Source organism: Streptomyces chengmaiensis (assembly GCF_029846775.1).
GTDB classification, from domain to species: domain Bacteria; phylum Actinomycetota; class Actinomycetes; order Streptomycetales; family Streptomycetaceae; genus Streptomyces; species Streptomyces chengmaiensis.
Map to the genome: position 1 here is coordinate 31,941 of NZ_JARWBG010000005.1, position 25,873 is coordinate 57,813.

The following is a 25,873-nucleotide window of genomic DNA, read 5'->3' on the forward strand; positions in this document are numbered from 1 at the left end:
CGTGTTCACCTGCTTCCCGGGCCCACCACCGAGGTCAACACCCCGGAACGGGACGATCCAGGCACTCGCCGGGGCCCTGGGTGAGCGGCTATAAGCGGCACCTGGCGGTCGACTGCCTCGGCCTGATCCTGGTGCTCCGGCTGATACTGGATCTGAACCGTTCGCTGTACTGGTGATGAAACACTCAGCACAGGGCGGATTGTTGTGCGGAGAGTCATTGGCCGGATGAGGAAGTTCGCCAGTGAGAGCCTCGCTCAGGAATGAGCTGGTCACGCCACAATGTCAGCTCCCCGCGTGGCCACACGGTTACTAACCTGAAATCAGATTCTCTCCGCCTCGCACAGGGAGGCCGTGCTGATGGCCAGCATACGCAATGCACGCCTTGAGCTGCTCGAACACAATCACAAGAATCGCACAGCCACCGTCCGCGTTTCCTACACGGCTCTCTTCAATGCGGTGGAGCGCAACATGAAAGGACTTCGCTATCGCGAGGTCATCGACCTGTGGGGCGCGGACGACCCTGATCCCGATGACCACCTCTACCGGTTCGCTGACGCGCTGTTCTCCGTGGAGACGGACGGGACAGTCGTCAGGAGCCGGACCGTCACCCTCGCCGACGACATCCTCGACGAGGACGGCTGGCTGCGGCCCACCGACGAGGTGTACGCCCGGATCTGCATCACACCGCTTCTCCCCACCGGGTCTTGCGCACGGACCAACGAGATCCACCACCGCTTCTGAGGAGGCCGCTTGCCGCTCGGCAGACTTGATCAGTCGAGCAAGGTTCCTGTTCGGGTGATCCCAACTGCCACTGGTCCGGGAACCTACGAACGTTCGTAGGGCCGAGCACCACCGCAGGCCGGCCCCGCATCGCGGGGTCGGCCTCTCCCGTATGGCTCAAACTCCGGTCGTCCGGCAGCGATCTGTCCACTGTGGCCACTACCGTCTCGCCTCATCCCCGACGGGACGTCGCGCCGCTGCCAGATGGGAACCACCGCGCCATGAGCCAGGACGTCGAGACCTACTGGAACCGGTACGGGGCGGGGGTGAGGGGGTGCCAGTAAGAACGCTGTCATCGATCCTGCTGGCTTATTCCGCGCGGGCGTTCATCGGTCAGGGCAGCGGCGGCCCTCCTGGCGTTCCCGGTCGACGGTCGGGCCGGTTGTCCGCGTTCGGCAGGCCGGCCCGACCAGACACGGAATAAGCCAGCAGGATCGTCACCAGCCGCAAACGAGGAGTTCCACGTCCAGCGGGGTCGCGTTCGGCGAAATGTCGGGCAACCGAGTCGACGCCGTAGCTGGCGTATCAGGGTGCGTGATCAGAAGCCGAACGGCCACCTCGCCTGCGAGGTTCCCTGAAGCCGGCGTACAGCTCACGCACGCGTTCGGAGATGGCTTCGTACGCGGCTTCCGCTGCCTCGCTCGTCTCTGTGAGCGCTGTATAGACACCGATGCCGAGTGTGCCCCTCTGCATGCCTTCCTCGAACGTCGCAGGCGCGTCCTGGCACACAGTCCAGGCCCGGTCGGTGATGCGTTCAGCAGCCACCTTGACCAGCTCCCGCACCTTGTCGTCGAGGATGAATCCGATCTGTGCATCAAGGGCGGCATCAGCCTCCCTGATGGCGGTCCGGCATCGCTCGGCGTGGTCATCGGGTGGTTTCGAATAGCGGGGATCGGGCTGCTTGGCGGAGATGAGTTGGTCTCCGTGATGGCGCAGGTCCCGCAGGAGCTGGTTGACCTCTACAAGATGCTCCAGCTCAAACGCTTCACGCCGTTCGAGCTTGGTTCGGAAAAGGTCTTCCCGCCGCTCTCCGCGCTGGCGCTGGTGGTCGACCCAGTTGGACACCTGGGTCAGCAGGCCTCCGAGGACGACGCCCGCGAGTCCCCACCAATACGTTGCCTGTTCCATGGTCGGAGTCTAGGCAGGGGGCCGAATCGGGACCGGCATGCCTGGGAGGAAGGCTGTCACCGAGTGCCACCCGCAAGGTCACCGCCATTTGCGGCTGGTGACGATCCTGCTGGCATATTCCGCATGGGAATTCGTTGGTCAGGGCAGTGGTGGCCCCTTTGGCGTTTCCGGTTGGTGGTTGGTCTGGTTGTCCGTGTTTGGTGGGGTACGTGGGGCTCGTTCAGGTGAAGAGGGTGGCGATGGCCGCAGTCACCGCGGCTGCGAGGGCGATGACGGCGGCGAACGTGGTGGCCGCGCGGGTGAGGGCGCTGGGGTAGGTGGCGCTGTCCATGCGGGCGAGCTTGCCCGCGGCAGCGCCGACCAGCAGCGCGACGACGAGGACGAGCGCGGTGGTGAGGAGGACGATGGCGACGGTCACGGCAAGCTCCCTGTACGAGGTGGGGTGTTGACGTGGTCGAAGGTCGCGGAATCGGTGCGCGCCATGGTTCGCGGGGACGAAGATGAACACCGGCGAACACACCACTGGCCTGGGGGAAGCACATGCCCGACGAGCAGAGCACCGATATTCCGCCCCTGAGCGACCTGCGTGCCAGGCTCAATAACGGGCTGGCCCGGGCCCGGCTGAACCAGACGCAGCTTGCTGGTCGGGCGGGGCTTGGGCGTACCACGGTGTCGCAGGCGCTCTCGTCCAAGGCGCCGGTGCCGTCAGCGGAGACGGTGGCAGCGCTGGCCGCTGTGTTGGAGCTGCCGGTGGACGAGCTTCTGGAGTTGCGGCGTGCCGCGGCCAAGGGGGCGGGTACGGCCACAGCTGATGGCGTGAGGCCGGGTAGGCCGATCGGTCGGTGGGAGGCGCACGAGTTGGAGGTCCACCCCGCCGGTCCTGGCAGGGCCGCCTTGGGCCCGGATGCACCCGCGGTGCGGGCGCTGCCCGGATATGTGCCCCGGGAGCATGACCGGGAGCTGGCCGCTGCGGTACGGGACGTGATGGCCGGGCGCAGCCGGATCGTGGTGCTGGTGGGCACCTCGTCGACGGGGAAGACCCGGGCATGCTGGGAGGCCGTTCAGCCGCTTGCGGAGATGGGGTGGTGGCTGTGGCATCCCTTCGACCCGACTCGCGTGGAGGCTGCGCTGGAGGAGCTATGCCGGGTCGGGCCGCGGACGGTGGTGTGGCTGAACGAGGCCCAGCACTACCTTGGCAATCCGGCATCCGGTGAGCGGATCGCGGCGGCCGTGCACCGTCTGTTGGTCGATGAAGAGCGCGGGCCAGTCCTAGTGCTGGGCACGCTGTGGCCTGAGTACGCCCGCCAGTACACCGCCCTGCCCACGCCGGGTGAGGGGGATCCGTACAGCCGGGTACGGGAACTGCTTTCCGGCCGCACCCAGGCCGTCCCAGACGCCTTCGACACCGCCGCCCTGGCCGCCGCGACGGCCCTTGCCGAGGGCGGTGACCGGCTACTGGCCGACGCCCTCACCCGCGCAGGCCCCGACGGGCGGGTCACTCAGGATCTGGCCGGAGCCCCCGAACTCCAACGTCGTTATGAACAGGCCACTCCGGCCGCCCGAGCACTGCTGGAAGCAGCCATGGACGCGCGCCGCCTGGGGGTCGGCCTCCACCTCCCACAGGAATTCCTGACCGACGCCGCCCCCGACTACCTCAGCCAGAGCGACTACGACCAGCTCAGCGACGACTGGGCCGAACGCGCCTACGCCGAACTTGCCCAACTCGTTCACGGCAAACAGGCCCCCCTGCACCGCACCACCCCACGACACCCGCCCACCTTCAGTGCCGACGCCACGGCCCCGCAGCCGGTGGGGCCGCTGTTCCAGCTCGCCGACTACCTCGAACAACACGGCCGCACCAGCCGCAGGCACCTGTGCCCGCCCGCCACTTTCTGGCACGCCGCGCACACCCACCTCACTTCCCCCGATGACCTCAACAACCTCGCCCAGGCCGCTAAAGACCGGTGCCGCCTGCGATGGGCCCACCACCTCCAGCACCGCGCCGCCGATCACGGCGACACCTACGCCCTGGTCGGCCTGGCCCAGATGCGGGAGAAGGCCGGAGACCGGAAAGGCGCCAAAGCCCTCTACCGGCAGGCCGCCGACCACGGCGACACCTACGCCCTACACCGCCTGGCCCAGATGCGGGAGGAAGTCGGAGACCGGAAAGGCGCCGAAGCCCTGGCCCGGCAGGCCGCCAACCACGGCAACCCCTTCCCCCTGCACCACCTGGCCCAGACGCGGATGGTGACCGGGGAGCGGGAGAGCGCTGAAGCCCTCTACCAGCAGGCCGCCGACCACGGCAGCCCGGCCGCCCTGGTCGGCCTGGCCCAGCTGAGAGAGTTGGCCGGGAAGCGGGAGAGCGCCGAAGCCCTGGCCCGGCAAGCGGCCAACCACGGCAATACTAAAGCCCTGGTCGTCCTGGCCAAGCTGAGAGAGTTGGCCGGGAAGCGGGAGAGCGCCGAAGCCCTGGCCCGGCAGGCCGTCGACCACGGCGACGCCGAAGCCCTGGTCGGCCTGGCCCTGATGCGGGAGATGGCCGGGGACCGGGAGGGCGCCGAAATTCTCTACCAGCAGGCCGTCGACCACGGCAACACCGAAGCCCTGGTCGTCCCGGCCGAGCTGCGGGTGGCGGGCGGCAAGCGGGAGAGCGCTGAAGCGCTCTACCGTCGGGCCGCTGACCACGGCAACCCCTACGCCCTGTACCGCCTGGCCGAGTGGCGGAAGGAAGCCGGGGAGCGGGAGAGCGCTGAAGCCCTCTACCAGCAGGCCGCCGACCACGGCAGCCCGGCCGCCCTGGTCGGCCTGGCCCAGATGCGGGAGGAAGCCGGGGAGCGGGAGAGCGCTGAAGCCCTCTACCGGCAGGCCGCCGACCACGGCGACACCGAAGCCCTGTACCGCTTGGACGGGATGCCGAAGGTGTTCAGCAGGCTGTGGCCGTACGGCCTGGAGCCGGGCGGTACGCCGACACCTCCATGGAAACCGTCGGTGTCCGCCCTGCTCAGCCGATGCGCGCCACCTGAAATGTCGTAGAGGGACTTCCCTCATGTGCGGCTGATGACGGTCACGCGGTGAGGGAGAGGTCTAGGCGGGCAAGGTGGCCGACGCGGGTGCGGTCGAGCGGGTGGCCGTTCCACCAGGCATCGAGGCGGATGAGGTTGAGCGCAGCGGCGGAGAAGACGTGCTCCAGATGGGTCTTCTGGAGACCGAGGTAGCGGCACGTCTCATCCCGGTGACCGCGACGGCCTGGTGGACGGTTCCCTCGACGCCCGCGCGGATTCCGTACTTGGCTCGCCACTGTTCGTCGGCCTGCTGGAGGCGGGCATGGTCGAGGACTTCTTGCAGCTCGCGGGGTTGCAGCGAGAGGGTCCGGCCGCCGGTTTTCGAGCGGGTGCACTGGTCGCGCACCGGGCAGGGGCGGCATGTCTCCTTGTCGAATTTGATGACGATGGCCTTGGTGCCGCGCTGGGTGGCGGGGCTCCACCAGGTGCTGGTGTTCCCGTGTGGGCAGGTGGCCTGCCGCTGGTCCCAGTCGATGGTGAACTCGGTGCGGTCGAAGCCGGCGCCGGCACGTGCCTGGGGTGAGCTGTTGATCAGGACCGGGGTGACCAGGGCGACCCCGAAGTTCTTCTTCACGCCCACGATCAACTCGGCTGAGGCGTAGCCGGAATCGAGGAAGTGCTCGGCGGGCAGGAGATCGCGGGCGGCGAGTATGTGATGGACCGGTTCGGTCATCTCCGCGTCCGTTACCGTGGCGTCGGTGGTCACGATGCTGGTGATCAAATGCGGCGGCGGCACTTCGGCTCCGAGGATCGTCGCCTTGCCGGTAGCCGGGTCCTGCTGGTCATCGGGTTCGCCGCAGGACTCACTGATGTGGATCTTGTAGCCGGTCCACCAGGGGCCCTTGCCGCCCGCCTTCACCAGGCCCCGGTCCTTGAGCGCGGTCAGCAGCAGGTCGAACGCTTTCTCTTCCATCCCGTGCTCGACCAGTCGCGTGCGGAACTCGGACAGCACCGAGGCGTCGAGCCCGGGATCGTCCAGCTCCAGACCGAGTGCGTATTTCAGGTCCATGCCGTACCGCACCCGATGCGCCGCCGCCCGGTCGGTGAGGTTCTCGGCGAACTGCAACACCGTCACCAGCGCCAGCTGGCCCGGCGACCAGCCCGGCCGCCCTCTCGTTCCGTACGCCTCGGCGAACTCGGCGTCCGCGAACAACTCGCCCAGCTCGTCACGGATCCGCATCGCCAGCGGGTACGGACCCCGTGCCGCTACCGACCGCGCCACCTGCGCGGTCAGCTCGGGCACTCTCGGCCACGGCCTCGGCTGCATCGACATTCCACACCCCACCCCGCGACCGGGAACGGCAAGACGGCCGCCACTGCCCTGGACAACGAGCCGTCAGCCCCGCCAGGCACGGAATAAGCCAGCAGGATCGGTGACAGCGTTCTTACCAGCACCCCGTGTGGGGCGCACTGTGGTTCACCAGCCCCGAGCGACTGCTTCCGCTGCTCCGCCAGAGCCTTGCCCCCCAAGGCGTGCCGGCCTTCTCCCACGCCCCCGCCGTGCCCGGCTCCTACGGCATCCAGGGCATGTACGGGGCTGGCTTCAGCGGCCGCCAACTGTGGATCCACCGCTGGGCCTGCACGCCGGAGGACTGGGCCGGGCTCCTTGAGCAGCACGGATTCATGAATATCGACGCCCGGGTGTTGGAGGCACCGGACCCCGAGAACGTCGGCACGCTCATCGTGCGGGCACGCGCCCCGCACTGATGGCACGCGGGGTGGACGGCTACCTGGCTAGTTCAAACGGGCAGCGGGTACTCGCCACTTCGGGAAGCGCGAGAGCCCCTCGCCGTTCGATTGCCGGACGACTAAAAGATGTCGGCCGATCTGTCCCGCGCGAGGTTCTCGAGGATCGTGCCCATCCACGGGCTGCGAACGGCCGGTAGCCGGACCAAGGTGTGCTGGAACGTTCCCCGATCGGCCCGGAACAGGTAGTTGGGGCGCGGTGGGAGCGGGTAGTCACGGAGGACGTCTTGGAGAATGCCGCCCGATGCGGGGACCGGCAAGTACGGCTGGGGAGAGACCAGCCACAGCCACACCCCGAGCGGCAGGGGCACCGGGTATGCCGATGCCGCCGGGCCGGCGGGGGCCCAGGTCTGACCCGTCTGGGGATGGACCGGTACGAGGAGGATGTCGACGTCCGCGTCGGGGGAAGGTTCTTCCGGTCCAGCCAGGACGGCGCGCCGCGTTGGCAGGCCTGCGGGCAGCAGGGCGTCTAGCGCGCGTTGGAACAGGTCTGCGGTCAGACCGTCGGGAACCTTTACCGGCTGTCCTTCGGAAGCCGCTAGCAGGTGGGCGAGCGCCTGGCCGGCTGCCGCCTCCCATTGCGGACTCCACGACCAATAGTGGCTCGACCCAAACCGTCCTCCCCATGTGGCAATCGGCTCGAGCGGGGGCGTTCTCTCCTCCCTCTCTGCCATTTCCGCCCAGGAGAACGACGCGGCGTGAACCCCGTTGACGAGGACGCGGCGTACGCCCTCTGAGCTGAGCCGCGCTGCCTGCCAGAGCGAGCAGTCGTCGACCCTGATCCCCACGGGCAGGTCGCACGCTTCGCAGGCCATGTTGGGCCCGTCGGCCCCGTCGAGACCACAGCAGGCGCCGCCGCTCTTCTCGGGGATCAGCCGGGTTCCGCGGACATCGCCGGGCGCGATGACAATCGCCCCGGGCGTACTGTCGGACAGGGCGTAGACCGGCGCGTAGATGCCGCGCGCCTCCGCCTCGCCCGGATCGATCTCGTCCCACATCCGCCACGGCCCTCCCCAGGGCTCCGGGTCCACGGCAAACGTCCCTGACTCCATGAGCACCGGAAGCTGGACCCCGTTCCCGTACTTTTGACGGGCGTGCGCCGGAAGGGAGACCTGGGACAAGGGGATGGTCAGCTCGGCATCGCACCCCGCACAAACGAAAACGAACAACAGCCCCCTCCGTATGGGAAACAGCTGCATCATCGCAGCTCGGCGGCAGCCCGCCAACGCGCCTTCTCATCCGTCGCGGAGCGTCAACGCAGCGTGGGTGAGTGCCAGCCGCCGTCTCTGACCGCGCCAAGCGGCTTACTCAGTGTTCGAAGTCCCTGTGGCTGTGACGCCTCCCGAAGTGGCGATTATCGGCTGTCCAACCTTGTGAACACAGCCACCGTCCAGCGGTGGCCCGAACGAGCCGCCCGCTTCCGCGCATGCGAACACACCGTCGCCACCAGCGACGACAAAGACGCCGCCTGCGCTCTCGGCAGGGGACGGTCACGGAGCGACCGCGCGGACGAGGAGCGTCCCGATGTGCCCGGGGTGAGGCGCGTCGAGGACCTGTGCGTCGGCCGTGGCGAACCCGGCCCGGGTGAGCAGGCGCTCCCAGACGGCCGGGCGGTAGCTGTAGCGGTAGGTGAACATGGCCTTTCCGGCGAAGCCTCCCTTGTACATGCCTTGCGGGCCGTATGCGCCGGGGATGGCCGGCGGCTGCGAGAACGCGAAGACGCCGCCGGGGCTGAGCCTCCGGCGGACCAGGGGGAAGAGACGGCCCGGGTCGGCGAACCAGGCGGCGCCGAAGATCGAGTAGACCGCGTCGTACACCTCCTCGCGCTCGCTCAGGTACTCCAGCACCTCGGAGCACACGAACTCCGCGCCGGTGTCGACCCACTTCTCGGTGGTCTTCTTGACCATGACGGGAGACAGGTCAACGCCACGAGCGGCGGTGCCACGCTGAGCGAGGTGGGCGAGTGCGCGGCCGGTGCCACAGCCGATCTCCAGGACGGAACGGGGGCTGCCGAGCAGTTCCGGACCGGGTCCGTGTCCGGCGTACTGGGTCCAGCAGAAGCTCGGCTCCGCGTCTTCTGTGAAGGCGGAAGCGGCGAAGGTGTCCCACAGTTCGGTCTCGGCGGCGATGTCGTGTTGTGCGGGCAAGACGATTCCTCTTCGCAAGGGCCGGCCCCTGTCCTCCGAGGACCGAGGACAGGGGCCAGGATAGGGCCGTTCAGTGGCTGTCGGGGACCTTGTTGTCGCACGGGGAGCAGTCCGTGCCGTCGATCGCCCACAGTTCCTCGTCGACGTCGAAGCCGATGGACTTCAGGAAGTCCGCCGTCCGCAGGCACAGTCCGTCGCGGCGGCGCTCGATGAACGGGGCGTGGTGCTTGTAGCGGCCCTCGTGGACCGGGCCACCTTCCGCCGCCTGTTCGAGACCTTCGAGCACACCGCCTGGCGGCTGGAGACGCGGCGCGGTTACGCGTCGGACCGGCAGGACCCCGACTTTCAGGCGTTCCTGGCCACCGGCTCGTCGCCCTGCGACCCCGACGAACCCTGGTTCGTCAACATCAAGGCCCAGACGGGCGCCGGTAAGACGGTCGGCCGTGTCCGCATCGCCGATAACCCGCGCACCACAGAACAGTTGTTGTTGCTCGACTACGCCCGGCACAACGCCACCTTCGGAGAGGACATTCGGTACCTGTGGCGTGAGGACGCCGCGCGGGCCGGCACCAGCGCACGCCGGATCCTGCAGTTCCTCAGCCGCCGCGGCCTGGTCATCCCCGACCCCGCCCGGCAGGTCGATATCCATCAGCGGGCCATCAACCAGCGCGTCCAGAGCCTCCCCGAGGCCCTCGCCGACGAACTCCACCGCTGGGTGCTGGTCCTGCGGGGCGAGGGCCGCCGGGAACACCCCGCGATGCCGTTCGAGACGATCCGCAAGTACCTCGGCTACCTCTACCCAGTCCTGACCGCCTGGACGGTCCGTGTCACCAGCCTGCACGAGATCACCAAGGACGACGTCCAAGACGCCCTCAAACAACGACCCGGCTCTACGGGGCGGGGCCTTCTCAGCGCTCTTCGCAGCCTCTTCCAGGCCCTCAAGCAGGAACGGGTGATCTTCCGCGACCCCACCCGCAGCATCTCACTGTCCACCTCCGAACGCCTGCCCGTGCCCATCCCCACCGACCGCCTCCGCGGCCTGATTGACCGGGCCGACACTCCGATGGCCAAGTTCGTCGTCGCACTCGTCGCCATCCACGCGCTCGGCCGGCGTGAGACCCGCTGCCTCCTTCTGACCGATCTCGACCTCGCTCGCGGGCGTCTGACGGTCCGGCGGGGCCTACGGCACACCGTCTACCTCGACGAAGTCACCCACATCCTCGCGAGTGACTGGCTACGCGACCGCCACCAGCGGTGGCCCCTGACGGCCAACCCCTACCTGCTGGTCAGCCAGCAGACCGTGGCGGACGACCGGCTGCCGCCGTCTCCACCATGGTCATGAACGACATCTTCCGGCCGCTCGGCCTCACTCTGTCCAAGCTCCGCCAGGACCGCATCCTCGACGAGGCCCGCCAGACCGCCGACCCCGTCCACCTCATGCGCGTCTTCGGTATCGCCGGCGAGACCGCGATGAAGTACATCGACACCGCCCATCCCGAGCGCCGGTCCACCCTCTGGCGATGACAAGCTGTGCCACAGCCCCAAGGGCGCAGCTTCTCAGCTCAGCCGTTGTATCTGCGCAAGCAGCCGGGCTTGTTCGAGCTTCAGCGCCTCGAAAGAGGTCCGGACGTATGCGTCCAATTCCGTACGTGGGAAATTGCCGGCGATCGACACGTGATCATCGAGCTGGACGGAGTCGAACCCGTCCTCCTGCCACCGGGCGACGATGGGCTCATAACAGGCCACGTGCGCACACAGCTCCTTAAGGGGCTCGGGGATGGTGTCCTCCCGCAGCAGGTCGGCATGGGAGACGACCATCTCGACCATGCGCCGGTTGAGCGGCATGAAGACCGCTGACATCCACAAGCGCCAAGTGGCGGCCTGCTCCGCGGTGACGGGAGCCGACGCCGCCCACACGTTCCCGCCCCTGGCGACAAACTTGCCCCAGGCCCGGTGCACGGCCTCCGCCTGCGCATAGAGAAACGGCGTAATGATCTACTGGCACGGGGAGCGCAAGAACGTCTGCATCTACTCCCAGCTCAAGAGCTGTTCGTCGTCCGAGGTCGCGGCGATGATCGAGGGATTGCTGCGGCACTGCACGGACGCCGAGATCGAGTCGAATTACGTGGACACGCACGGCGCCAGCGTGGTCGGTTTCGCCTTCACCGAGTTGCTCAACTTCCGACTGCTGCCCGGGTTGAAGAATATCGGCAGCATCCGCCTGTACCGGCCCGACGACGACCCGCCCGGCTGGCCAGCCCTCGGAGGATCGTTGACGCGGCCGATCCGCTGGGAGCTGATCGCCCAGCAGTACGACCAGATGGTCAAGTACGCCACCGCGCTCCGCCTGGGGACGACGGAGGCCGAGCAGGTGCTGCGGCGCTTCACCCGCGGCAGCCCCAAGCACCCCACCTACCAGGCACTCGAAGAGCTGGGGCGCGCGGTCCGCACGATGTTCGCGTGCGACTACCTGGCCAGCCCCGACCTGCGCCGGGAGATCCACGGCGGGCTCCAGGTCGTGGAGAACTGGAACTCGGCGAACACCGTGCTGCACTACGGCAAGGACGGCGCTCTGACCGGTCCGGACAAGGAACACGCCGAGACGTCGATGCTCGCACTGCATCTGCTCCAGTCCGCGCTCGTGCACGTCAACACGCTGCTGCTTCAGCAGGTCCTCGCCGAGCCGGTCTAGGCGAGGAAACTCACAGACGAGGACCGAGGCGGGCTGACCGCGCTGTTCTGGTCGAACATCAACCCGTACGGCACCTTCCGACTGGAGATGGACAAGCAGCTCGACCTGGGGCTGCCGACCGCCGTACCTCGCCCCAGGAGCACTGGAGCCCGGACAGTTGCTACGGCCTCCCTCGCGTGATCCTGCGGGAGGTAGAACCGTCCGGCTGCGGCTATGCAGCGGTCCGTGTCCAGGATTCGGAGTCGCCCCCCACCCGCCTCAACCGTTGGACCGGGTCGACGGTGCATTGCTGATAGCGTGCCGTCCTGATCACGATCACTTGAACACACCGTCCACCGGGGGGAGAGACGGCTGAGTTGCCTCATCGCCCCACGCATCGAGAGGGCTTGAATGAGGATCGGGAAGAACGTCACGGCCGCGCTGCTGGCGGGCGCGCTCATCGGCACCGTGTCGGGGTGCAGCTCCGGCGGCTCCAAGGACGGCGCGCCCGGGACGCCCACCGACGTCGCCTTGAAGAGCAAGATCACACCCCCCGCTGCCTTCGCGAGCGAGAAGGGGTGGGAGGTCAGGGCCGACTGGATGCCCGAAGGGCAGCCCTACCCCTACGCGCTCTCGGCGAAGGGCGACACCCTCGCGTACCTCGACAAGAGCGAGCAGGGCTACGTACTGAAGGTCCGCGAGGCGGTGTCCGGCCGCCTGCTGTCGACGAGCAAGCCCTGGAAGGCACCGGAGCCCACCGAGGAGCAGACCGAAGACCCGGACGGGCTGCTGACGGTCCCGCGCGTATCCCTGATCACGGGCGGCGAACGCGAGTACTTCGCCGTATGGGCATACGGCAAGAAGAGCAAGGACCAGCTCCACAGCGCCAAGGAGGTGATCTCCGCGGCCTTCTACCCGGCCGACGCCTCCGGGGACATCGCCCCATCCGGCACCGCGGATGTCGAGGCGTCGGCCGAGGACGGCGCCACCGACGTCAACGTGTTCCCGGGAGCGCGGGGTCTGCTGGTCATACCGAGGTCCGAAGACGCCGTACTGCTGTCCCCCGACGGCAAGGTCACCCCGGGCATCTCCAAGGTGAAACTCGGCGGGAAACCCTCTGACCTGAACATCAACATCGCCTTCCCGGGTCCGGACGGCCTCGTGACCAACGGCAGACTCGAGGGCGGCATCTACTCCGGCGGCTTCGGCGTCGACGGCGGCTGGCACAGCGCAACGGTGACTCCGCCCGGCGTCGACTCGGTGCTCAAGGGGGAATCTGCCAGTACAGGCCCCTGGGAGACGCCAAACGGCCGGATCAACAGCGCCACGGGCAACTACCTGATCGCCGGCTGGTACACCACCTCTGACAACCCCATCTCCGCCATACACGATCTGGCGACCGGCAAGCTCCGGGCAACTGCCCCGTGCGAGAACATCGGCACCCCCTACGACCTGCGCACACCCAAGCGGCCCGATCGCTACGAGACCCCTGCGGGCCTGTCCCCCAACGGCGACTACCTGGTCAAGGGCGGCAGTGTTTTCGACCTGAAGACGGGCAAGGGCCACTGCGTCGGCGAAGGGAAGGACGCCAAGGAGATCACTCTCGTCTCCGTCGGCGACGACGGCACCGCCTATGGTCTGACCGAGCGGGAGGGCACCGAAGGGAACATGCCCGTCTCCGTCTCGGCCAAGACGGGGGCCGCAAAGCCGCTGCCGGTGGCGACTACGACGCCGGACGCCGTTGCCAAGGGCGCGGGCGTGTTCATCACCTACGCCAGTCAGTACATACGCCTGATCGTTCTCAACGCTCGAAACTGAGTGCCGAATCAAGAGCCGTTCCGTGTGCCGAGTGTCGGCAAACGACCGTCTGCCGACACTCGTCACTGCGATCACGAACCCGCAGGTGGGCACTGTCGACAACTCGCGTCGGGAATCAACGTCGTTGAACGGTCCAGCCGATGGATTCCGACACATGCTCATCGGCTACGCGCGGGTCTCGACCGCCGACCAGAACCCGGATCACCAGATCGACGCACTGCTGCGGGCCGGCGTCACCCGTGACCACGTGCACGTCGACACCGCGAGCGGCGCGAAGGCGTCCCGCCCGAAGCTCGACCTCGTCATGCAGCTGCTGCGCGAGGGCGACACGTTGAAGGTCACCCGGCTCGACCGGCTCTCCCGCTCCGTCCTGCACCTGGTGACCCTCGGGCGCCGAACTGCGCGAGCGCGCGATCGAGCTGGGCGTCATCCCCTTCACGGCGTCCGTCAAGATCGTGCCTGCCAACGGCTTCTGGGTGCTCGATGACCGGCTGGTCGTCGCCGAGGACTGGCACGCCGAACTGTGGCTGGACGACGCTGACAACATCGCCTTGTACAAAAAGGTTCAGAGTGCTGCGAACTCTACGAACGCGGTCCAGGCCGTGGGGGCCACGGCGAGTGCGGCACGGGTGGTGTCCTTGGAGTCGCGGACGTGGACCCTGCCGGGGGTGGCGGCGACCTCGACGCATTCGCCGCCCGAGCCTGTGCTGTAACTGCTCTTGAACCAGGCCGACTCAGGTACGGGCCTTATGAGCTGTTGGGCGTTCATCTCTCTCCAAGCAACTTCTCGATGAGGGCCAGCGACTCGCGCGGAGTGAGCGCCTGGGCCCGAAGGATGCCGTACTGCTCCTCGATCTCCCGCACCTGCCTCCGCTCCGTGTGGAGACGGCTGTCCTTGTACGCCTCCACGTAGGCGATCCTCTGTCCATCGTGCGTCTCGATCAAGGTGAAGGGGCCTTCCAGCCCAGCGTGCTCCTCCCGCTCGATCGGCATCACCTGGATCTCCACGTTGCGCAGCTGCCCACACAGCAGAATCTGCTCCAACTGGCCCCGCATCACAACCCGTCCACCGAGTGGTCGGCGCAGAACGAACTCCTCGATGACAAAGCTGATGGTGGGCAGCGGAGTGCGGGAGAAGACCTCCTGACGTGCCAGACGAGCAGCGACCCGCTGGTTGATTGTCTCCTCGTCCAGCAGGGGTCGCCACATGGAGAACACCGCTCGCGCGTAATCCTCAGTCTGCAAGAGGCCCGGTACGGCCTTGGTCGCGTACACATGTAGGGCTGCCGCCTTGGCCTCCAACCGAGCCGCATCTCGAAAGAACGCCGGATACTGGGCCCGAGCCACCTCCTCCTTCCCCGTGCTCAACACCCCACCCGCCCCGAGCACTTCATCAGCGCGGTCGATGAACTTCCCGGGCGGAATACGTCTCGCCTGCTCGAACGACGCGATCGTCGAGGCCGAGTACCCGGTCAGCGACCCGAACTTCGCACGGTCCATCCCCGCCCGCTCCCGGAACCGCTTCAACTGCCGCCCGAACACGCACAGAATGCCCGCCCCGAACTCGTACTCCGGCTGCTGAACCTCATCGTCCACGCCGCAGCTCCTCCCATACGACCACCACAGCCACCGAACGTCACCCAACGCGCGGCCCACGTATCCGGTCACGCCCCGCGCCGCAGACAAGCTCACCGCGCAGGCGTACAGCCCACACCCGTCAGCGCATCGCTCCTGTTCAAGGCTACGCAGAGTCCGCAACCGTTGACCGCATGAAGTCGGCAACTCCCCCGAACGGGCATACGTCGCAGCACCCCACAACGGACCACGCGTTCACCATGTGCTTCACCTCGACGCCACGCGGCGCCCGCCTCGCCCGCAGACTGGTCTCACACCGCCTGAACGACTGGGGCCACCCCTACACAACCCCGGCCAACGAGACGCTCACCCTGATCACGGCCGAACTCACCGCCAACGCCGTACGCCACGGCCGCGTCCCCGGCCGGGACTTCCACCTCCGGCTCACCCTGGCCGAGGGCACCTTCCGCATCGAGGTAGCCGACACCCGCGCGGAAAGACAACCCCCGCTCACACTCCCGGCCCCCGACCCCGCGTCCGAGTCCGGCCGCGGCCTCCTCCTCGTCGCCGCCCTCGCGGACGACTGGGGCGTCACCCCTCGCCAGGCGGCACCGGGCAAGACCGTATGGGCGGAGCTGCGGGTACCGACCGGAGGCCACCCGCGCACGCAGCCGGGAGCCCCTCGTCCGTCAGGCTCGGCATCGACGTACAGGCCCAACGCCGAGCCGCTTCCGGCTACTTCTTGACGCTGGCGCGACCGCCTCGGGTGGCGGCTGGGGGACGCCAATTGCGGAGGTCGTCGTCGGTTAGCCCGTGCTCGCCCTGCTTCTGGCACAAAGCCGCAGGTCAAAACCACACCAGTGCCCCTCCGAGGGAGTCCGTGCGTCAAACGAGCGTCACGAAGTCGCGGCTGTCTCTGCCTATATGACCGGTCGCCGCGACGGCAGCAGACGGCTACCCGCATGCGACCAGACGGCCGGCGTCGAGCTCCGCCGTCCGGTCGGCCAGGGCGTCCGCGGCATTCCGGTCATGGGTGATGAACACCAGGCTGAGTGCCGTCCGGTCACGGAGTCTCGTCAGGACGGCGAGGATGGCGTCGCGCGTGGCGGGGTCGAGGCCGGAGGTGATCTCGTCGCAGATCAGGACCCTGGGCTCGGCCAGCAGTGCCCGGGCCAGGGCGGCCCGTTGGAGTTCGCCGCCGGACAGCGCGCCGGGGCGGCGCAGGGTCAGGTCCTCGGCCAGTCCCAGCTCGGCCAGGGTGCGCACGGCGGCCCTGCGTGCGGTATGCCGGTCGGCGCCGCGCAGCCGGACCGCCGTGCGGGCGACCTGGTCGAGGACCGGCCGGTGCTCGTCGAAGGCCGCCCCGGGGTCCTGGAACACGTACTGGACGGCGGCCAGTTCGGCGCGGGTTCGGGCGCGGAGGCTGCGCGGCAGCGGCGCCCCGCCGAGCAGGACCGCCCCGTCGTACGCGGAGTGCAGCCCGGCCAGGCAGCGGCCCAGGGTGGTCTTGCCGCTGCCTGAACGGCCGGCCACGGCCAGGCACTCTCCCGGCGCCACCGACACCGTGACGCCGTGCAGCACCGGAACGGCGCCGCGCGTGGTCCGGTGCCGGGCCGTCAGGTCCCGTGCCTCCACGCGCGTTCCGGCGGGTGGTACGGCGGGTGGTACGGCGGATCGTGACCGGTCAGCCACTGGCTTCACGGCAGCGGGCAGCACCGTGTCCGCCGGTCCGCGGTCCACGACCCGACCGGCCCGCAGCACGACCACATCGTCGGCCAGCTGCCGGACGACGTCCCGGTCGTGGCTCAGCAGGACCAGGGCGATGCCCTGTTCGGCGACATCGGCCAGCGCCTCGACGACGCCCCGTTTGGTGGCGGGGTCCTGGCCCGTGGTGGGTTCGTCGGCGACGATCACCCTGGCCCCCAGGAGCAGGGCCTGCGCGATGACGACCCGCTGCTGCTGGCCGCCGGAGAGCTGGTGGGGGTAGCGGCGAAGCACCGTCGCGGGGTCGGGCAGCTGGGCCCGTCGCAGGGCGTGCTCGACGCGGTCGCGGATCTCGCGGCGGGTGCCGCCCCGCAGGGCGGCGATGTCCCGCAGGAGCGCTCCGGCGCGGCGGGCGGGGTTGAGAACGGCGGCGGGGTGCTGGGGTACGTAGCCGACGGCTCCGGGGCCGGGGGTGCGGATCCGGCCGTCGACCCGGGCGCCGGGCGGGAACTCGCCGAGCAGAGCGCGTCCGGTGGTGGTCTTCCCGCTGCCCGAGGGCCCGACGAGAGCCGTGATCCGTCCGGCGCGGGCCGTCAGGCTCACCCCGTCGACGAGCGTGCCGCCGGCCACCTCCACGCGCAGTCCGTCCACTTCGGCGACCGGGTTCATCGCCGCCCTCCTTTCCTGGCGGCCTTGGCGGCCGGTGTGTGCAGGGCGGCGTCGAAGAGCAGGTTGGCGCCCATCGACAGGGCGGCGATGAGCAGGGCGGGCACCACAACGGCCCACGGCTGGAGGAACAGTCCCGTGCGGTTGCGGTCCACCATCACCGCCCAGTCGGCGGCGTCCGGCTCGACGCCGATCCCGAGGAACGCGGCCGTGGCCACCAGGTACAGGGCGCCGGTCAGCCGGATCCCCGCGTCGGCGGCGATGGTCCGGCGCATGGAGCGGGCCACATAGCCGAGTGCCGTACGCCACCAGGACTCGCCCTGCATCCGCAGCGCCTCGACGGCTGGCCGGGCGGAGATCTCGGCGGCCGCCGCATGCACGACACGCGCGACGTCGGGCACGGCGGCCATCCCGACCAGGACGGCCAGCCCGGCCGGCCCCGGGGTCAGGGTCGCCGCGACCAGCAGCACAAGCAGGAGCGACGGCACGGCGATCAGTACGTCGAGGGGCCGCATGAGGGCCTCCTCCAGCCAGGTGCGGCGGGTGAGCGCGGCGGTCAACCCGAGGGGGACGGCCACCAGATAGGCGAGGCCGGTGGCCGAGAGAGCCACGAGGACCACGGAACGGCCGCCGAGCAGGACCTGCCGCCAGACGTCCCGGCCACTGAAATCGACGCCCAGCCAGTGCCCGGCGCCCGAGCTGAACGAGACCGAACGCGGCCCGGCCGGCCCGGCGAGCAGGGGCCCGAGGGCGGCCAGCAGCAGGGGCACGGCGATGAGCCCCACGGCCAACGCGTATCTGGGAGCGTGACGCGTCATGCGACCACCTCCGCGCGGGGGGCGAACCGGCGGGCGACGAGGTCGGCCCCGAGGTTCGCGAGGACGGTGACCACGCCGAAGACGACGGCCATGCCCTGGACGACGGGCACGTCCCGGGCGGCGACGGCGTCGACGAGTACGGTTCCGAGGCCGGGGATGACGAAGAGGGCTTCGACGACGATCACCCCGCTCAACAGCCAGTCGCAGGTCCTGGCCACCTGCTGGGCGGCCGGGGCGAGCGCGTTGGGCAGGGCATGCGCCCAGCGGAGGCGTGCGCCGCCGACGCCGCAGCGCTGGGCCTGGGCCACGTACGGCGAGGCCATCGCGTCGATCATCCCGGCGCGCACCAGGCGGCTGAGGGTGCACACGGGCCGGGAGACCAGGACGAGGACGGGCAGGACCAGTACGGCCGGCTCGGTGAGCGGGTCCGCGCCGACGGCGGTGGGCGGCAGCCAGCCCAGCCAGAGCCCGAACACGGTGGCCAGCAGCACACCGAGGGCGAATTCGGGTACGGAGTGCACGGCCAGGGTCAGTGCGCTGAGGGAACGGTCCAGCGGGCCGCCCTCGCGGCGGGCGCAGAGCACGCCGAGCCCGGCCGACAGCGGCAGCAGCACGACGAGGGTGGCGCAGGCGAGCAGCACCGTGGGCCCAAGGCCGCCGGACAGGTAGGCGGCGACGGGTCGTCCGCTGACCAGGGACGTGCCGAGGTCGCCGTGGAGGAGTCCGGCGGCCCAGTCCAGGAAGCGTTCGGCGGCGGGTCGGTCCAGGTCCAGGGCCGCGCGGATGCGGGCGATGCGCTCGGGGTCGGGCTGGTCGCCGGCCAGGGCGACGGCCGCGTCCCCGGGCAGGGCTTCGGTGAGCGCGAAGACGAACAGGACGACGGCCGCCGTCTGTCCCAGTCCGAGGAGCAGACGGCGGCCGACCCAGTGGAGGTGGAGGGTCACGCGATCCAGATCTTGTCGAAGCGGGCCCAGTCGAGGGTGTTGGCGGGGGCCTTCGCGTCGACGCCGTGCACGGCAGGTGCGGTGGCGACGATCCAGTCGGCGAAGCCCCAGATCAGGAAGCCGCCTTCGTCGTACAGGCGTCGCTGCATGCGCTCGTAGAGGGCGGCTCGCTCCTTCTCGTCACGGGTGGACTGGGCCTGCTGGTACAGGTCGTCGAAGTCCTTCTGGCGCCACTTGGTGGCGTTGGTGGTGGATCCGGTGAGCAGGCGCTGCGAGATGTGGGACTCGATGGGCATGGATCCGGACCGGTAGGAGGCGAAGGTCCCGTTGTCGCGGATGTCCTTCCAGTACGTGTCCTTGTTGCCGACCTTGACCTCGACCGTGACCCCGGCCTTGGCGGCCTGCTCCTTGAAGATCCCGGCGGCCTCGACGAAGCCGGTGGCGGCGGGCGCGGTGTCCAGGGTGACCTTGAGGTTCTCCGCGCCGGCCTCCTTGAGGAGGGCGCGGGCCCGGTCGAGGTCCTGGGTGCGCTGGGGCAGGCCGGACGGGTAGTACTGGTAGCCCTTGCCGAAGAGGTCGTTGCCGATCTCGCCGGCGCCGGAGAGGGCGCCGTCGACGAGCTCCTTGCGGTCCGCGATGAGGAAGAACGCCTGGCGGACGCGCTTGTCGTCGAACGGCGGCCGGTCTGTCTTCATCACGAAGCCCTGCATGGAGCTGCCGGGCAGCCTGATGACCTCGATCTTCCCCTTGCCCTCGTGGGTGCGGGCGGTGGCGGGGCTCAGCTCGTGGGCGTACTGGACCTGGCCGCCGAGCAGCGCGCTGACCCGGGCCGACTCCTCGGAGGCGACGACGAACTCGACCTGGTCGAGGTGGGGTGCGCCCTCCCAGTAGGCGTCGTTGCGCTTGACGACGAGGGACTTGCCGGGGGTGAAGGAGCGATAAGTGAACGGTCCGGAGCCGATGGGCTTGTCGAAGGAGGTCGCGTCCTTGGGAACGATGTACGCGCCGAACGCCGCGAGGACGTTGGGGAATTCGGCGTACGGACGCTTCAGCTTGAACTCGACGGTGGACGCGTCGAGGGCGCGGCTGGCGGCGAGATCGATGGGCTCCAGGGATGCCTTGGCGCGGAAGGTGCCCTTGGGGTCGGCGATCCGGCGGTAGCTGTAGAGGACGTCCTCGGCGGTGACCGGGCGGCCGTCGTGGAAGGTGGCCTTGCGGAGTGTGATCTTCCAGGTATCGAGGGTGGTGTTGGGCTCCCAGCGCTCGGCGAGCCGCGGTACGGGCGCGAGGTCGGCGCCGAAGTCGGCGAGCTTGTCGTAGAGGGCCTTGGCGCGGGCGGCGTCCACGAACAGGCTGGCGGCGTGCGGATCGAGGGTCTCGCCCGCCCCGCCGCCCGGGAAGGCTGCCCGGAGCGTGCCGCCGCGCTTGGGGTTGCCTGTCTCGGCGGCGTTCGTGGGATCGGCGGTCTTTCCGGTGTCGCCGGCACAGCCGGCGGTGAAGGCGAGGGCGGCGGCGGCGGCCGTGGCGGTGGCGAGGAGGAAGCCTCTGCGGGCGAGGCCGGAGCAGGGTCGGTTCACGGTGTGGTGTCTCCATCGCTGTGCTGGGAGTTGAGCGGGGGGTGGTTCGGGTGAGGGAGCCGGGCGACGAGGTGCAGGCGGTCGGAACTCGTGGTCCCGTGCGGCGAGTCGCCTTCGCGCCACGGCGGTTCGGTGCGTGGGCCGGGGTGGTCGTACAGGTCGAGGACCTCGAAGCCCGCGGTGGTGAGGAAGTACCTCAGCTCCTGGGGGAACAGCAGCCGCCAGGCGGAGTGCTGCTCCTGTGGCGGTGTGCCGTCGTCGGCGCTCCAGGCGCGGCGGCGGCGCAGGAGTTGGGCGCCGTGGTCGATCCACAGGGTGGTGTGGGAGGTGTGGGTGGTGCCGCGCCAGCCGAAGGAGGCGGTGCGCGGTCCGCCGAGGAGTTCGGTGTTGCCGAGGAAGAAGGCGCCGTTGCGCATCTCCGCGATGAGCAGGCCGCCGGGGGTGAGGTGGGCGCGGCAGCGGTCGAGGAACGCCGTCAGGTCGTCGTTGGTGTGGCAGTACAGGAGGGCGCTGTCCAGGCAGACGACGGCGTCGAAGGCGGCTTTGAGGTCAAAGTCCCGCATGTCGGCGCGGTGGTAGTCGGGGCCCGGGTGGGCACAGCGGGCGTGGGCGAGCATGGCCTCGGCGGTGTCGATGCCGGTGACTCGGCGTCCGGCATGGTGGTGCAGCCAGGCCGCGTCACGGCCGGTGCCGCAGCCGATGTCCAGGACCCGAGGCCCCGCGCCGTGCCGGCGCAGGGTGTCCTCGGCCCAGCGCGCGGCAAGGCGGTCGGGGTCGGGGAAGCGCTCTTCGTAGAGCTCGGGGTGGTCGGTCAGGAGGTTGCCGGTGCTCATCTGGTCTCGCTCAGGGGGCGGTGGTCGCCGGGCGGGGCGGCGGGGGCCGCGCCCGGGTGCGGGTCCGGGTCCTGGTCCCGGGAGGCCGGGGCACTCGACGCCTTCCCGGTGGCGGGAGCGGCGGGCAGGGACCCTCGCCGGTGCAGCCGGGTGACGGCAGCCGCCGATGCAAGGCCGAGGGCCGTGCAGCAGGCGTACGGAAGCCACGCCGGCCCGGTGTGCGCGGCGGTGTCCATGGCCCACCCGATGCCCGCCCCGGCGCCCGCGGCGGCCACTCCGGACACGGCGTAGAAGAGGCCGTAGAAGGTGCCGGTGAGGTCCGTGCGGCCGAACGCGGGGATGAGCTCCATGACGAACGGCTGGGCGGTCATCAACCCGAGGTGCATCAGCAGCGTCCCGGCCAGGACCGGCAGCAGCCACACCGGATGCTCCCCCGTGGCACCCGCCACCATCATGGGCGGCACGAAACCGAGCGCGCTGACGCCCAGCCCGGCGGCGATCCAGCGGCCGCGGCCGCCGCCCCGTTCGGTCAGCCGGCGGGTGAGACGCAGCTGGAACAGGAGGTTGGCGAGGGTCCCGGCCATGAAGAGCAGCCCGACGGCGCCCGCCCACCCGGTGGCCTGCCGCGCGGCGTGCGGGAAGAGCAGGTAGAGCTGGCTCTCCATGCCGTACATGCCGACCATGGCCAGGGCGAAGGCCACGAAGCGGCGGTTGCCCGCCACCTCCCGCCAGTCGCCGAGGACGGAGCCGGCCGGAGGCGGTACCGCGCGGGCGGGCAGTACGGCGGCCTGTGCGACGGTGAGCAGCGCGAACAGGCCCGCGGCGGTGAGCGCCGCCGCCCTGAAGCCGCCGAACAGCAGCAGGCTCCCCAGGAGCGGCCCGAGCAGCGCCCCGGCCGTCGCGAACACGTTGAACAGCGCGAACGCCTCGGCCTTGCGGTCACCGGACTCCTGGGCGACGTAGGTCCGTACGGCCGGGTTGAACAGCGCGCCGGCCAGCCCGCTCAGCACCGACGCGGCGATGAGCACGGGCAGGGCGTCGCCGAAGGCGAACAGCGCGAAGCCGAGGGTGCGCAGCCCGCAGCCCGCGATGATCACGCCGCGGGCCCCGAGGCGGTCGGCTGCCGAGCCTCCGATCAGGAACATCCCCTGCTGGCTGAGGTTGCGCAGTCCCAGGACCAGTCCGACCACCGCCGCCGACATTCCGAGGTCGTCGGTGAGGTGGGTGGCGAGGTACGGGATGAGCAGGTAGAAGCCGGTGTTGACGCCGAGCTGGTTGACCAGCAGGAGTCGCACGGCCGGCGGGAATCCGCGCACGGCGGCGAGGGTCTTCACCGTGTGGCCCCGGCGGGTATCGCGGCACGGCGCAGCACTCCCAGGCCGTCGCGTGGGGCGGGCCGTACGGCGCCGTCGGCGCCGCCGATCCCGGTCCACGGGTCGTCGGCGAGCAGCAGATGGCCGTCGAGGTCTACCCAGCGGGCCCGGTCGACCAGATGGACGGCGGGCGCGATGCCGAGCGAACTGGACGTCAGGCAGCCGAGCATGAGGTCGGTTCCGCTGCCGCGCAGCGCGGCGTGGATGCGCAGCGCGGCCCGTACGCCGCCGCATTTGGCGAGTTTCACGTTGACGCCGTGGACCCGGCCGGCGAGGGCTGCGGCGTCCTGGTAGGAGACGGCGTCCTCGTCGGCGATCACCGGGACCGGGGAGAGGGCGGCGACCCGGGCCAGGGCCTCGGGTCGGCCGGCCGCGATGGGCTGTTCCACGGCGGTGACGCCGAGGGCGGCGAAGCGGGGCAGCAGTGTGTGGGCCTGGTCCTCGGTCCAGGCGCCGTTGGGGTCGAGCAGCAGGTCGGCGGCGGGTGCTCCTTCGCGGACGGCGTCGACCCGGGCGAGGTCCTCGGTCGGGTCGGGGGACCCTGCCTTGACCTTCAGGACGGTGAACCCGGCCGCGGCGAGCCGGCCGGCCTGGGCGGCCGCGGACACGGGCGGGACGATCCCGATGGTGCGGGCCGTGGCCGCCGACGGGCGCAGGGGGCTGCCCAGGAGCTGGTGCGCGGATTCGCCGGCCCGTTTGCCGGTGAGGTCCAGTACGGCGGCCTCGACCGCGGCGAGGACTCCGGCGGGCAGGTCGCCGCAGAGGGAGCTCTCGGGGGCGAGTTCGGCCCAGGCTGTCTCCGGGTCCGGCAGGCGCTCCACGGCCGGGCGCACGTCGCTCAGGCGGCGCAGGATGCGCTCGGTGGGCAGCCCGAGGAAATCGCTGCTGACGGCCTCCCCCCAACCGCTCAGCCCACCGTGTTCCAGGCGGACCCAGACGGCGTCGCGGCGGGCCATCACGGAGCGGGAGATGCGCAGCGGCTCCGCCAGTTCCAGTGAGGCGGTGTGCCAGGTGAGTCTCATACGGCGCCTCCGGGGGCCGGAACATGGGCAGCGAGGGGTGCGCCACCAGGTACGGGGACGGGGGCGACGGGATCCACGACGGTGCGGCAGCGCGTCCAGCCGACGGCCTCGGCCGCGCGCGGGTGCGGGATCTCCAGCGGGCGGGTGGCCGGGGCGGTGGCCTTGAGTCCGTGGGCGTGGCAGAAGTCGTCGTCATAGACGGTGCCGAGGTAGCGGTGGGGGCCGTCGGGGAAGACGGTGGCGACGACGGTTCCGGGCTCGGCCCGGGCGGCCCACGCGGAGACCAGCGCGACGGCGCCGGTGCTCCAGCCGCCGCTGACGAAGCTGCCGCGGGCGAGGCGGCGGCAGGCGTCGACGGCCTCCGCGGGACCCACCCAGTGCACCTCGTCGAAGACGCGGTGCCGGACGTTGCCGGGGTGGATGCTGCTGCCGAGTCCGCGCATCAGGCGCGGCCGGGCGGGCTGCCCGAAGATGGCGGAGCCGACGGAGTCGACACCGATGACCTTCAGCCGGGGCCAGCGCCGGCGCAGCGGTCCGACCAGTCCGGCACTGTGCCCGCCGGTGCCCACGCTGCACACCAGGACGTCCAGGTGGTCGAGCTGGCCGATCAGTTCCGCTGCCATCGAACGGTAACCGGCCGGGTTGTCGGGGTTGTTGTACTGGTCGGGCCAGTAGGCGTCCTCGGTACGGGCCAGGACCTCGCGCAGCCGGGCGATGCGGGCGGCCTGCCAGCCGCCCTGGGCGGCCGGGCGGTCGACGAGTTCCAGCCGGGCGCCGTAGGTGCGCAGCAGCTGCCGCATGGCCGGTTCGAGTTCGGTGTCGCCGACGAGGACGACGGGGTGGCCGAGGACCTGTCCGGCGAAGGCAAGACCGATGCCCATGGTGCCGGAGGTGGACTCCACGACCGGGGCGCCGGGGCGCAGCTCACCGCGTCTGCGGGCGGCAGTCAGCATGGACACCGCCGCACGGGCCTTCATGCCGCCGGCGCCGAGATACTCGAGCTTGGCCCAGAACCCGGGGTGGGCGTGGGGCAGGTCGGTGCGGATGCGGGCGACGGGGGTACGACCCAGCAGGGGCAGGAGATCGGGGTTGGCGACCGTGACGTCGGACCGGTGCAGGAGCGGAGCGAGGGTCACGAGCGGCCTCCGTAGCGGTGGATGATTCCCGGGCCGCCGTCGAGCCAGAAGAACGGGTACGGCTCGGCGGACACGGCGCTCACTCCCGCGCCGAGGAAGCGGGGCAGGACGGCGCTGCCGGTCTGGGCGAACATCACGAGGGGCTTGCCGGTCTCGGCGGCGTGGTCGAGCAGGCCCTGGAAGGTGCCGTTGCCGAGGGTCATGCCGGAGGCGAGGACGGCGCCGCAGCGTTCGAGTTGTGCTGCCGTGTCGGTGAGGACGGGCTCGCCCCACTCGGTGGCGCCGCCCTTGAGGTCGCACGGCAGGTAGGCACGGCCACGCGAACGTAGCTGCTCGAGCAGCGAGTTGACGACTCCGATCACCAGCACCGGTAGGTGCTCGCCGGGCGTTGCGGAGTCGGCGGGCAGGAGGTCGACGACGGCGCGGGCGCGGGCCCGGGAACGGCTCAGCGAACTTCCGGCCGCCAGAGGATACGGCCGGGCGCCGTTGCCCGGCGTGTGCGGGCGTACGTGGGCCAGGTAGGCGTCGAGGGCCGCGGTCCGCACCGGCAGGAGCGGATGGGACAGGAGGTCGGCGACGGTGGCGCCCACGCAGTCGTCGAGGGCGTCCGCGGGCAGCGCCCCGGGCTCCACGGCGCAGGATCCGAGGGCCGCGTCGAGCCGCAGGCTGAGCACCTCGTTGCGGTATCCGCGAGCACGGCCCTCGTGGCGGACGGCCTGGGTCGTGGTGAAGGCGAGGGATATCCGCTCGTGGGCCGGGTCGGGGCCGTACGCCCCGGCGCGGACGGCGTCGAAGAGCTCAGCCACGGTCCGGACCACGGGGTCGTCGTGCCCGAACCCGCGGGCGTCGCGCGTGTGCTGGACGGGCAGGGTC

General features: G+C 70.2%; 26 protein-coding genes and 2 pseudogenes. 10 read left to right on the plus strand and 18 right to left on the minus strand.

All coding sequences use genetic code 11. The annotated features are described in order from the left end of the window. Nucleotides 1-357 precede the first annotated feature (357 nt). Nucleotides 358-741, plus strand: a complete 384-nt coding sequence (locus QCN29_RS06410) for a hypothetical protein (protein ID WP_240140063.1) — start codon at nucleotides 358-360, stop codon at nucleotides 739-741. A 564-nt stretch (nucleotides 742-1,305) separates the two neighbouring features. Here QCN29_RS06410 and QCN29_RS06415 read toward each other — a convergent pair. Both QCN29_RS06415 and QCN29_RS06420 read right to left on the minus strand, forming a co-directional pair. After that, nucleotides 1,306-1,908: a hypothetical protein gene (locus tag QCN29_RS06415; protein WP_279926743.1), complete on the minus strand. Its 603-nt coding sequence runs from the start codon at nucleotides 1,906-1,908 to the stop codon at nucleotides 1,306-1,308. Between the two features lie 220 nt (nucleotides 1,909-2,128). Further along, complete coding sequence (locus tag QCN29_RS06420) at nucleotides 2,129-2,326, minus strand: hypothetical protein (protein ID WP_279926744.1); 198 nt, start codon at nucleotides 2,324-2,326, stop codon at nucleotides 2,129-2,131. 122 nt (nucleotides 2,327-2,448) lie between these two features. Between QCN29_RS06420 and QCN29_RS06425 the strand changes: the two genes are divergently transcribed. Beyond that, nucleotides 2,449-4,941, plus strand: coding sequence for a helix-turn-helix domain-containing protein (locus QCN29_RS06425; RefSeq protein WP_279926745.1), 2,493 nt, complete (start codon nucleotides 2,449-2,451; stop codon nucleotides 4,939-4,941). Nucleotides 4,942-4,992: 51 nt separating this feature from the next. Here QCN29_RS06425 and QCN29_RS06430 read toward each other — a convergent pair whose 3' ends face one another. Beyond that, on the minus strand, nucleotides 4,993-6,150 hold the full coding sequence (locus tag QCN29_RS06430; RefSeq protein WP_279926746.1) for a transposase: 1,158 nt from the start codon (nucleotides 6,148-6,150) through the stop codon (nucleotides 4,993-4,995). 218 nt (nucleotides 6,151-6,368) lie between these two features. On the opposite strand from QCN29_RS06430, the gene QCN29_RS06435 reads away from it, so the two are divergent. Beyond that, the gene (locus QCN29_RS06435) at nucleotides 6,369-6,677 is read left to right on the plus strand and encodes a hypothetical protein (RefSeq protein WP_279926747.1); all 309 of its coding nucleotides are present in this window, start codon (nucleotides 6,369-6,371) and stop codon (nucleotides 6,675-6,677) included. A gap of 101 nt (nucleotides 6,678-6,778) precedes the next feature. Here QCN29_RS06435 and QCN29_RS06440 read toward each other — a convergent pair whose 3' ends face one another. The 3 genes from QCN29_RS06440 to QCN29_RS06450 all read right to left on the minus strand — a co-directional run bounded on the left by QCN29_RS06440 (nucleotide 6,779) and on the right by QCN29_RS06450 (nucleotide 9,149). Further along, complete coding sequence (locus QCN29_RS06440) at nucleotides 6,779-7,885, minus strand: hypothetical protein (RefSeq protein WP_279926748.1); 1,107 nt, start codon at nucleotides 7,883-7,885, stop codon at nucleotides 6,779-6,781. Between the two features lie 321 nt (nucleotides 7,886-8,206). Continuing rightward, on the minus strand, nucleotides 8,207-8,863 hold the full coding sequence (locus QCN29_RS06445) for a class I SAM-dependent DNA methyltransferase (protein WP_279926749.1): 657 nt from the start codon (nucleotides 8,861-8,863) through the stop codon (nucleotides 8,207-8,209). A 70-nt stretch (nucleotides 8,864-8,933) separates the two neighbouring features. Beyond that, complete coding sequence (locus QCN29_RS06450) at nucleotides 8,934-9,149, minus strand: hypothetical protein (RefSeq protein WP_279926963.1); 216 nt, start codon at nucleotides 9,147-9,149, stop codon at nucleotides 8,934-8,936. Here QCN29_RS06450 and QCN29_RS06455 point away from each other — a divergent pair. Together QCN29_RS06455 and QCN29_RS06460 are read left to right on the plus strand one after the other, a co-directional pair. After that, nucleotides 9,093-9,422, plus strand: a pseudogene (locus tag QCN29_RS06455) (DUF6879 family protein); the annotation flags it as partial. The gene QCN29_RS06450 and the pseudogene QCN29_RS06455 overlap by 57 nt on opposite strands. A 779-nt stretch (nucleotides 9,423-10,201) precedes the next feature. Continuing rightward, on the plus strand, nucleotides 10,202-10,387 hold the full coding sequence (locus QCN29_RS06460; RefSeq protein ID WP_279926750.1) for a hypothetical protein: 186 nt from the start codon (nucleotides 10,202-10,204) through the stop codon (nucleotides 10,385-10,387). Nucleotides 10,388-10,420: 33 nt separating this feature from the next. Here QCN29_RS06460 and QCN29_RS06465 read toward each other — a convergent pair whose 3' ends face one another. Then, entirely contained in the window at nucleotides 10,421-10,822 is a 402-nt protein-coding gene (locus QCN29_RS06465; protein WP_279926751.1) for a hypothetical protein, read from the minus strand. A 31-nt stretch (nucleotides 10,823-10,853) separates the two neighbouring features. Here QCN29_RS06465 and QCN29_RS06470 point away from each other — a divergent pair, with 31 nt between their 5' ends. The 4 genes and pseudogenes from QCN29_RS06470 to QCN29_RS06485 form a co-directional block, all read left to right on the plus strand. After that, nucleotides 10,854-11,555, plus strand: coding sequence for a Tn3 family transposase (locus tag QCN29_RS06470; protein WP_279926752.1), 702 nt, complete (start codon nucleotides 10,854-10,856; stop codon nucleotides 11,553-11,555). Nucleotides 11,556-11,945: 390 nt separating this feature from the next. Further along, nucleotides 11,946-13,352 carry a hypothetical protein gene (locus QCN29_RS06475; RefSeq protein ID WP_279926753.1) on the plus strand — a complete coding sequence of 469 codons (1,407 nt, stop codon included), beginning with the start codon at nucleotides 11,946-11,948 and terminating at the stop codon, nucleotides 13,350-13,352. Nucleotides 13,353-13,506: 154 nt separating this feature from the next. After that, entirely contained in the window at nucleotides 13,507-13,839 is a 333-nt protein-coding gene (locus QCN29_RS06480) for a recombinase family protein (protein WP_279926754.1), read from the plus strand. Beyond that, nucleotides 13,766-13,918 (plus strand): annotated as a pseudogene (locus QCN29_RS06485) (transcriptional regulator); the annotation flags it as partial. The gene QCN29_RS06480 and the pseudogene QCN29_RS06485, both read left to right, overlap by 74 nt. Here the strand turns inward: QCN29_RS06485 and QCN29_RS06490 are convergent. Then, a complete protein-coding gene (locus tag QCN29_RS06490) occupies nucleotides 13,918-14,121 on the minus strand; it encodes a DUF397 domain-containing protein (protein ID WP_279926755.1) in 204 nt (67 codons plus the stop codon). The pseudogene QCN29_RS06485 and the gene QCN29_RS06490 overlap by 1 nt on opposite strands. Then, the gene (locus tag QCN29_RS06495) at nucleotides 14,118-14,948 is read right to left on the minus strand and encodes a helix-turn-helix domain-containing protein (RefSeq protein ID WP_279926756.1); all 831 of its coding nucleotides are present in this window, start codon (nucleotides 14,946-14,948) and stop codon (nucleotides 14,118-14,120) included. The genes QCN29_RS06490 and QCN29_RS06495 overlap by 4 nt, the downstream gene beginning before the upstream one ends. Nucleotides 14,949-15,121: 173 nt before the next feature. Here QCN29_RS06495 and QCN29_RS06500 point away from each other — a divergent pair, with 173 nt between their 5' ends. Then, nucleotides 15,122-15,673 (plus strand): ATP-binding protein, encoded by a 552-nt coding sequence (locus QCN29_RS06500; RefSeq protein ID WP_279926757.1) that lies wholly within the window; start codon nucleotides 15,122-15,124, stop codon nucleotides 15,671-15,673. A 208-nt stretch (nucleotides 15,674-15,881) separates the two neighbouring features. On the opposite strand, the gene QCN29_RS06505 is transcribed toward QCN29_RS06500, so the two are convergent. The 9 genes from QCN29_RS06505 to QCN29_RS06545 are packed head-to-tail and all read right to left on the minus strand — an operon-like array spanning nucleotide 15,882 to nucleotide 25,869. After that, nucleotides 15,882-17,300 carry an ABC transporter ATP-binding protein gene (locus QCN29_RS06505; RefSeq protein WP_279926758.1) on the minus strand — a complete coding sequence of 473 codons (1,419 nt, stop codon included), beginning with the start codon at nucleotides 17,298-17,300 and terminating at the stop codon, nucleotides 15,882-15,884. After that, nucleotides 17,297-18,115 (minus strand): ABC transporter permease, encoded by an 819-nt coding sequence (locus QCN29_RS06510; RefSeq protein WP_279926759.1) that lies wholly within the window; start codon nucleotides 18,113-18,115, stop codon nucleotides 17,297-17,299. Before QCN29_RS06510 ends, QCN29_RS06505 begins: the two co-directional genes overlap by 4 nt. Then, a complete protein-coding gene (locus QCN29_RS06515; protein WP_279926944.1) occupies nucleotides 18,112-19,068 on the minus strand; it encodes an ABC transporter permease in 957 nt (318 codons plus the stop codon). Before QCN29_RS06515 ends, QCN29_RS06510 begins: the two co-directional genes overlap by 4 nt. After that, nucleotides 19,056-20,636, minus strand: coding sequence for an ABC transporter substrate-binding protein (locus tag QCN29_RS06520; RefSeq protein WP_279926760.1), 1,581 nt, complete (start codon nucleotides 20,634-20,636; stop codon nucleotides 19,056-19,058). The genes QCN29_RS06515 and QCN29_RS06520 overlap by 13 nt, the downstream gene beginning before the upstream one ends. Further along, on the minus strand, nucleotides 20,633-21,469 hold the full coding sequence (locus QCN29_RS06525) for a class I SAM-dependent methyltransferase (RefSeq protein ID WP_279926761.1): 837 nt from the start codon (nucleotides 21,467-21,469) through the stop codon (nucleotides 20,633-20,635). The genes QCN29_RS06520 and QCN29_RS06525 overlap by 4 nt, the downstream gene beginning before the upstream one ends. Continuing rightward, the gene (locus QCN29_RS06530; protein WP_279926762.1) at nucleotides 21,466-22,803 is read right to left on the minus strand and encodes an MFS transporter; all 1,338 of its coding nucleotides are present in this window, start codon (nucleotides 22,801-22,803) and stop codon (nucleotides 21,466-21,468) included. The genes QCN29_RS06525 and QCN29_RS06530 overlap by 4 nt, the downstream gene beginning before the upstream one ends. Continuing rightward, nucleotides 22,800-23,864, minus strand: a complete 1,065-nt coding sequence (locus tag QCN29_RS06535) for a dipeptide epimerase (protein WP_279926763.1) — start codon at nucleotides 23,862-23,864, stop codon at nucleotides 22,800-22,802. Before QCN29_RS06535 ends, QCN29_RS06530 begins: the two co-directional genes overlap by 4 nt. Beyond that, entirely contained in the window at nucleotides 23,861-25,000 is a 1,140-nt protein-coding gene (locus QCN29_RS06540; RefSeq protein ID WP_279926764.1) for a PLP-dependent cysteine synthase family protein, read from the minus strand. Before QCN29_RS06540 ends, QCN29_RS06535 begins: the two co-directional genes overlap by 4 nt. Then, entirely contained in the window at nucleotides 24,997-25,869 is an 873-nt protein-coding gene (locus QCN29_RS06545) for a Rossmann-like domain-containing protein (RefSeq protein ID WP_398859142.1), read from the minus strand. The genes QCN29_RS06540 and QCN29_RS06545 overlap by 4 nt, the downstream gene beginning before the upstream one ends. Nucleotides 25,870-25,873 lie beyond the last annotated feature (4 nt).

Excerpts from the sequence above, each read along its gene's own strand:
- QCN29_RS06410 (WP_240140063.1), top strand. The coding sequence starts at position 358 with ATGGCCAGCATACGCAATGCACGCCTTGAGCTGCTCGAACACAATCAC.
- QCN29_RS06415 (WP_279926743.1), bottom strand. The coding sequence starts at position 1,908 with ATGGAACAGGCAACGTATTGGTGGGGACTCGCGGGCGTCGTCCTCGGA.
- QCN29_RS06425 (WP_279926745.1), top strand. The coding sequence starts at position 2,449 with ATGCCCGACGAGCAGAGCACCGATATTCCGCCCCTGAGCGACCTGCGT.
- QCN29_RS06430 (WP_279926746.1), bottom strand. The coding sequence starts at position 6,150 with ATGCGGATCCGTGACGAGCTGGGCGAGTTGTTCGCGGACGCCGAGTTC.
- QCN29_RS06460 (WP_279926750.1), top strand. The coding sequence starts at position 10,202 with ATGAACGACATCTTCCGGCCGCTCGGCCTCACTCTGTCCAAGCTCCGC.
- QCN29_RS06470 (WP_279926752.1), top strand. The coding sequence starts at position 10,854 with ATGATCTACTGGCACGGGGAGCGCAAGAACGTCTGCATCTACTCCCAG.
- QCN29_RS06475 (WP_279926753.1), top strand. The coding sequence starts at position 11,946 with ATGAGGATCGGGAAGAACGTCACGGCCGCGCTGCTGGCGGGCGCGCTC.
- QCN29_RS06480 (WP_279926754.1), top strand. The coding sequence starts at position 13,507 with ATGCTCATCGGCTACGCGCGGGTCTCGACCGCCGACCAGAACCCGGAT.
- QCN29_RS06490 (WP_279926755.1), bottom strand. The coding sequence starts at position 14,121 with ATGAACGCCCAACAGCTCATAAGGCCCGTACCTGAGTCGGCCTGGTTC.
- QCN29_RS06500 (WP_279926757.1), top strand. The coding sequence starts at position 15,122 with ATGAAGTCGGCAACTCCCCCGAACGGGCATACGTCGCAGCACCCCACA.
- QCN29_RS06505 (WP_279926758.1), bottom strand. The coding sequence starts at position 17,300 with ATGAACCCGGTCGCCGAAGTGGACGGACTGCGCGTGGAGGTGGCCGGC.
- QCN29_RS06510 (WP_279926759.1), bottom strand. The coding sequence starts at position 18,115 with ATGACGCGTCACGCTCCCAGATACGCGTTGGCCGTGGGGCTCATCGCC.
- QCN29_RS06525 (WP_279926761.1), bottom strand. The coding sequence starts at position 21,469 with ATGAGCACCGGCAACCTCCTGACCGACCACCCCGAGCTCTACGAAGAG.
- QCN29_RS06535 (WP_279926763.1), bottom strand. The coding sequence starts at position 23,864 with ATGAGACTCACCTGGCACACCGCCTCACTGGAACTGGCGGAGCCGCTG.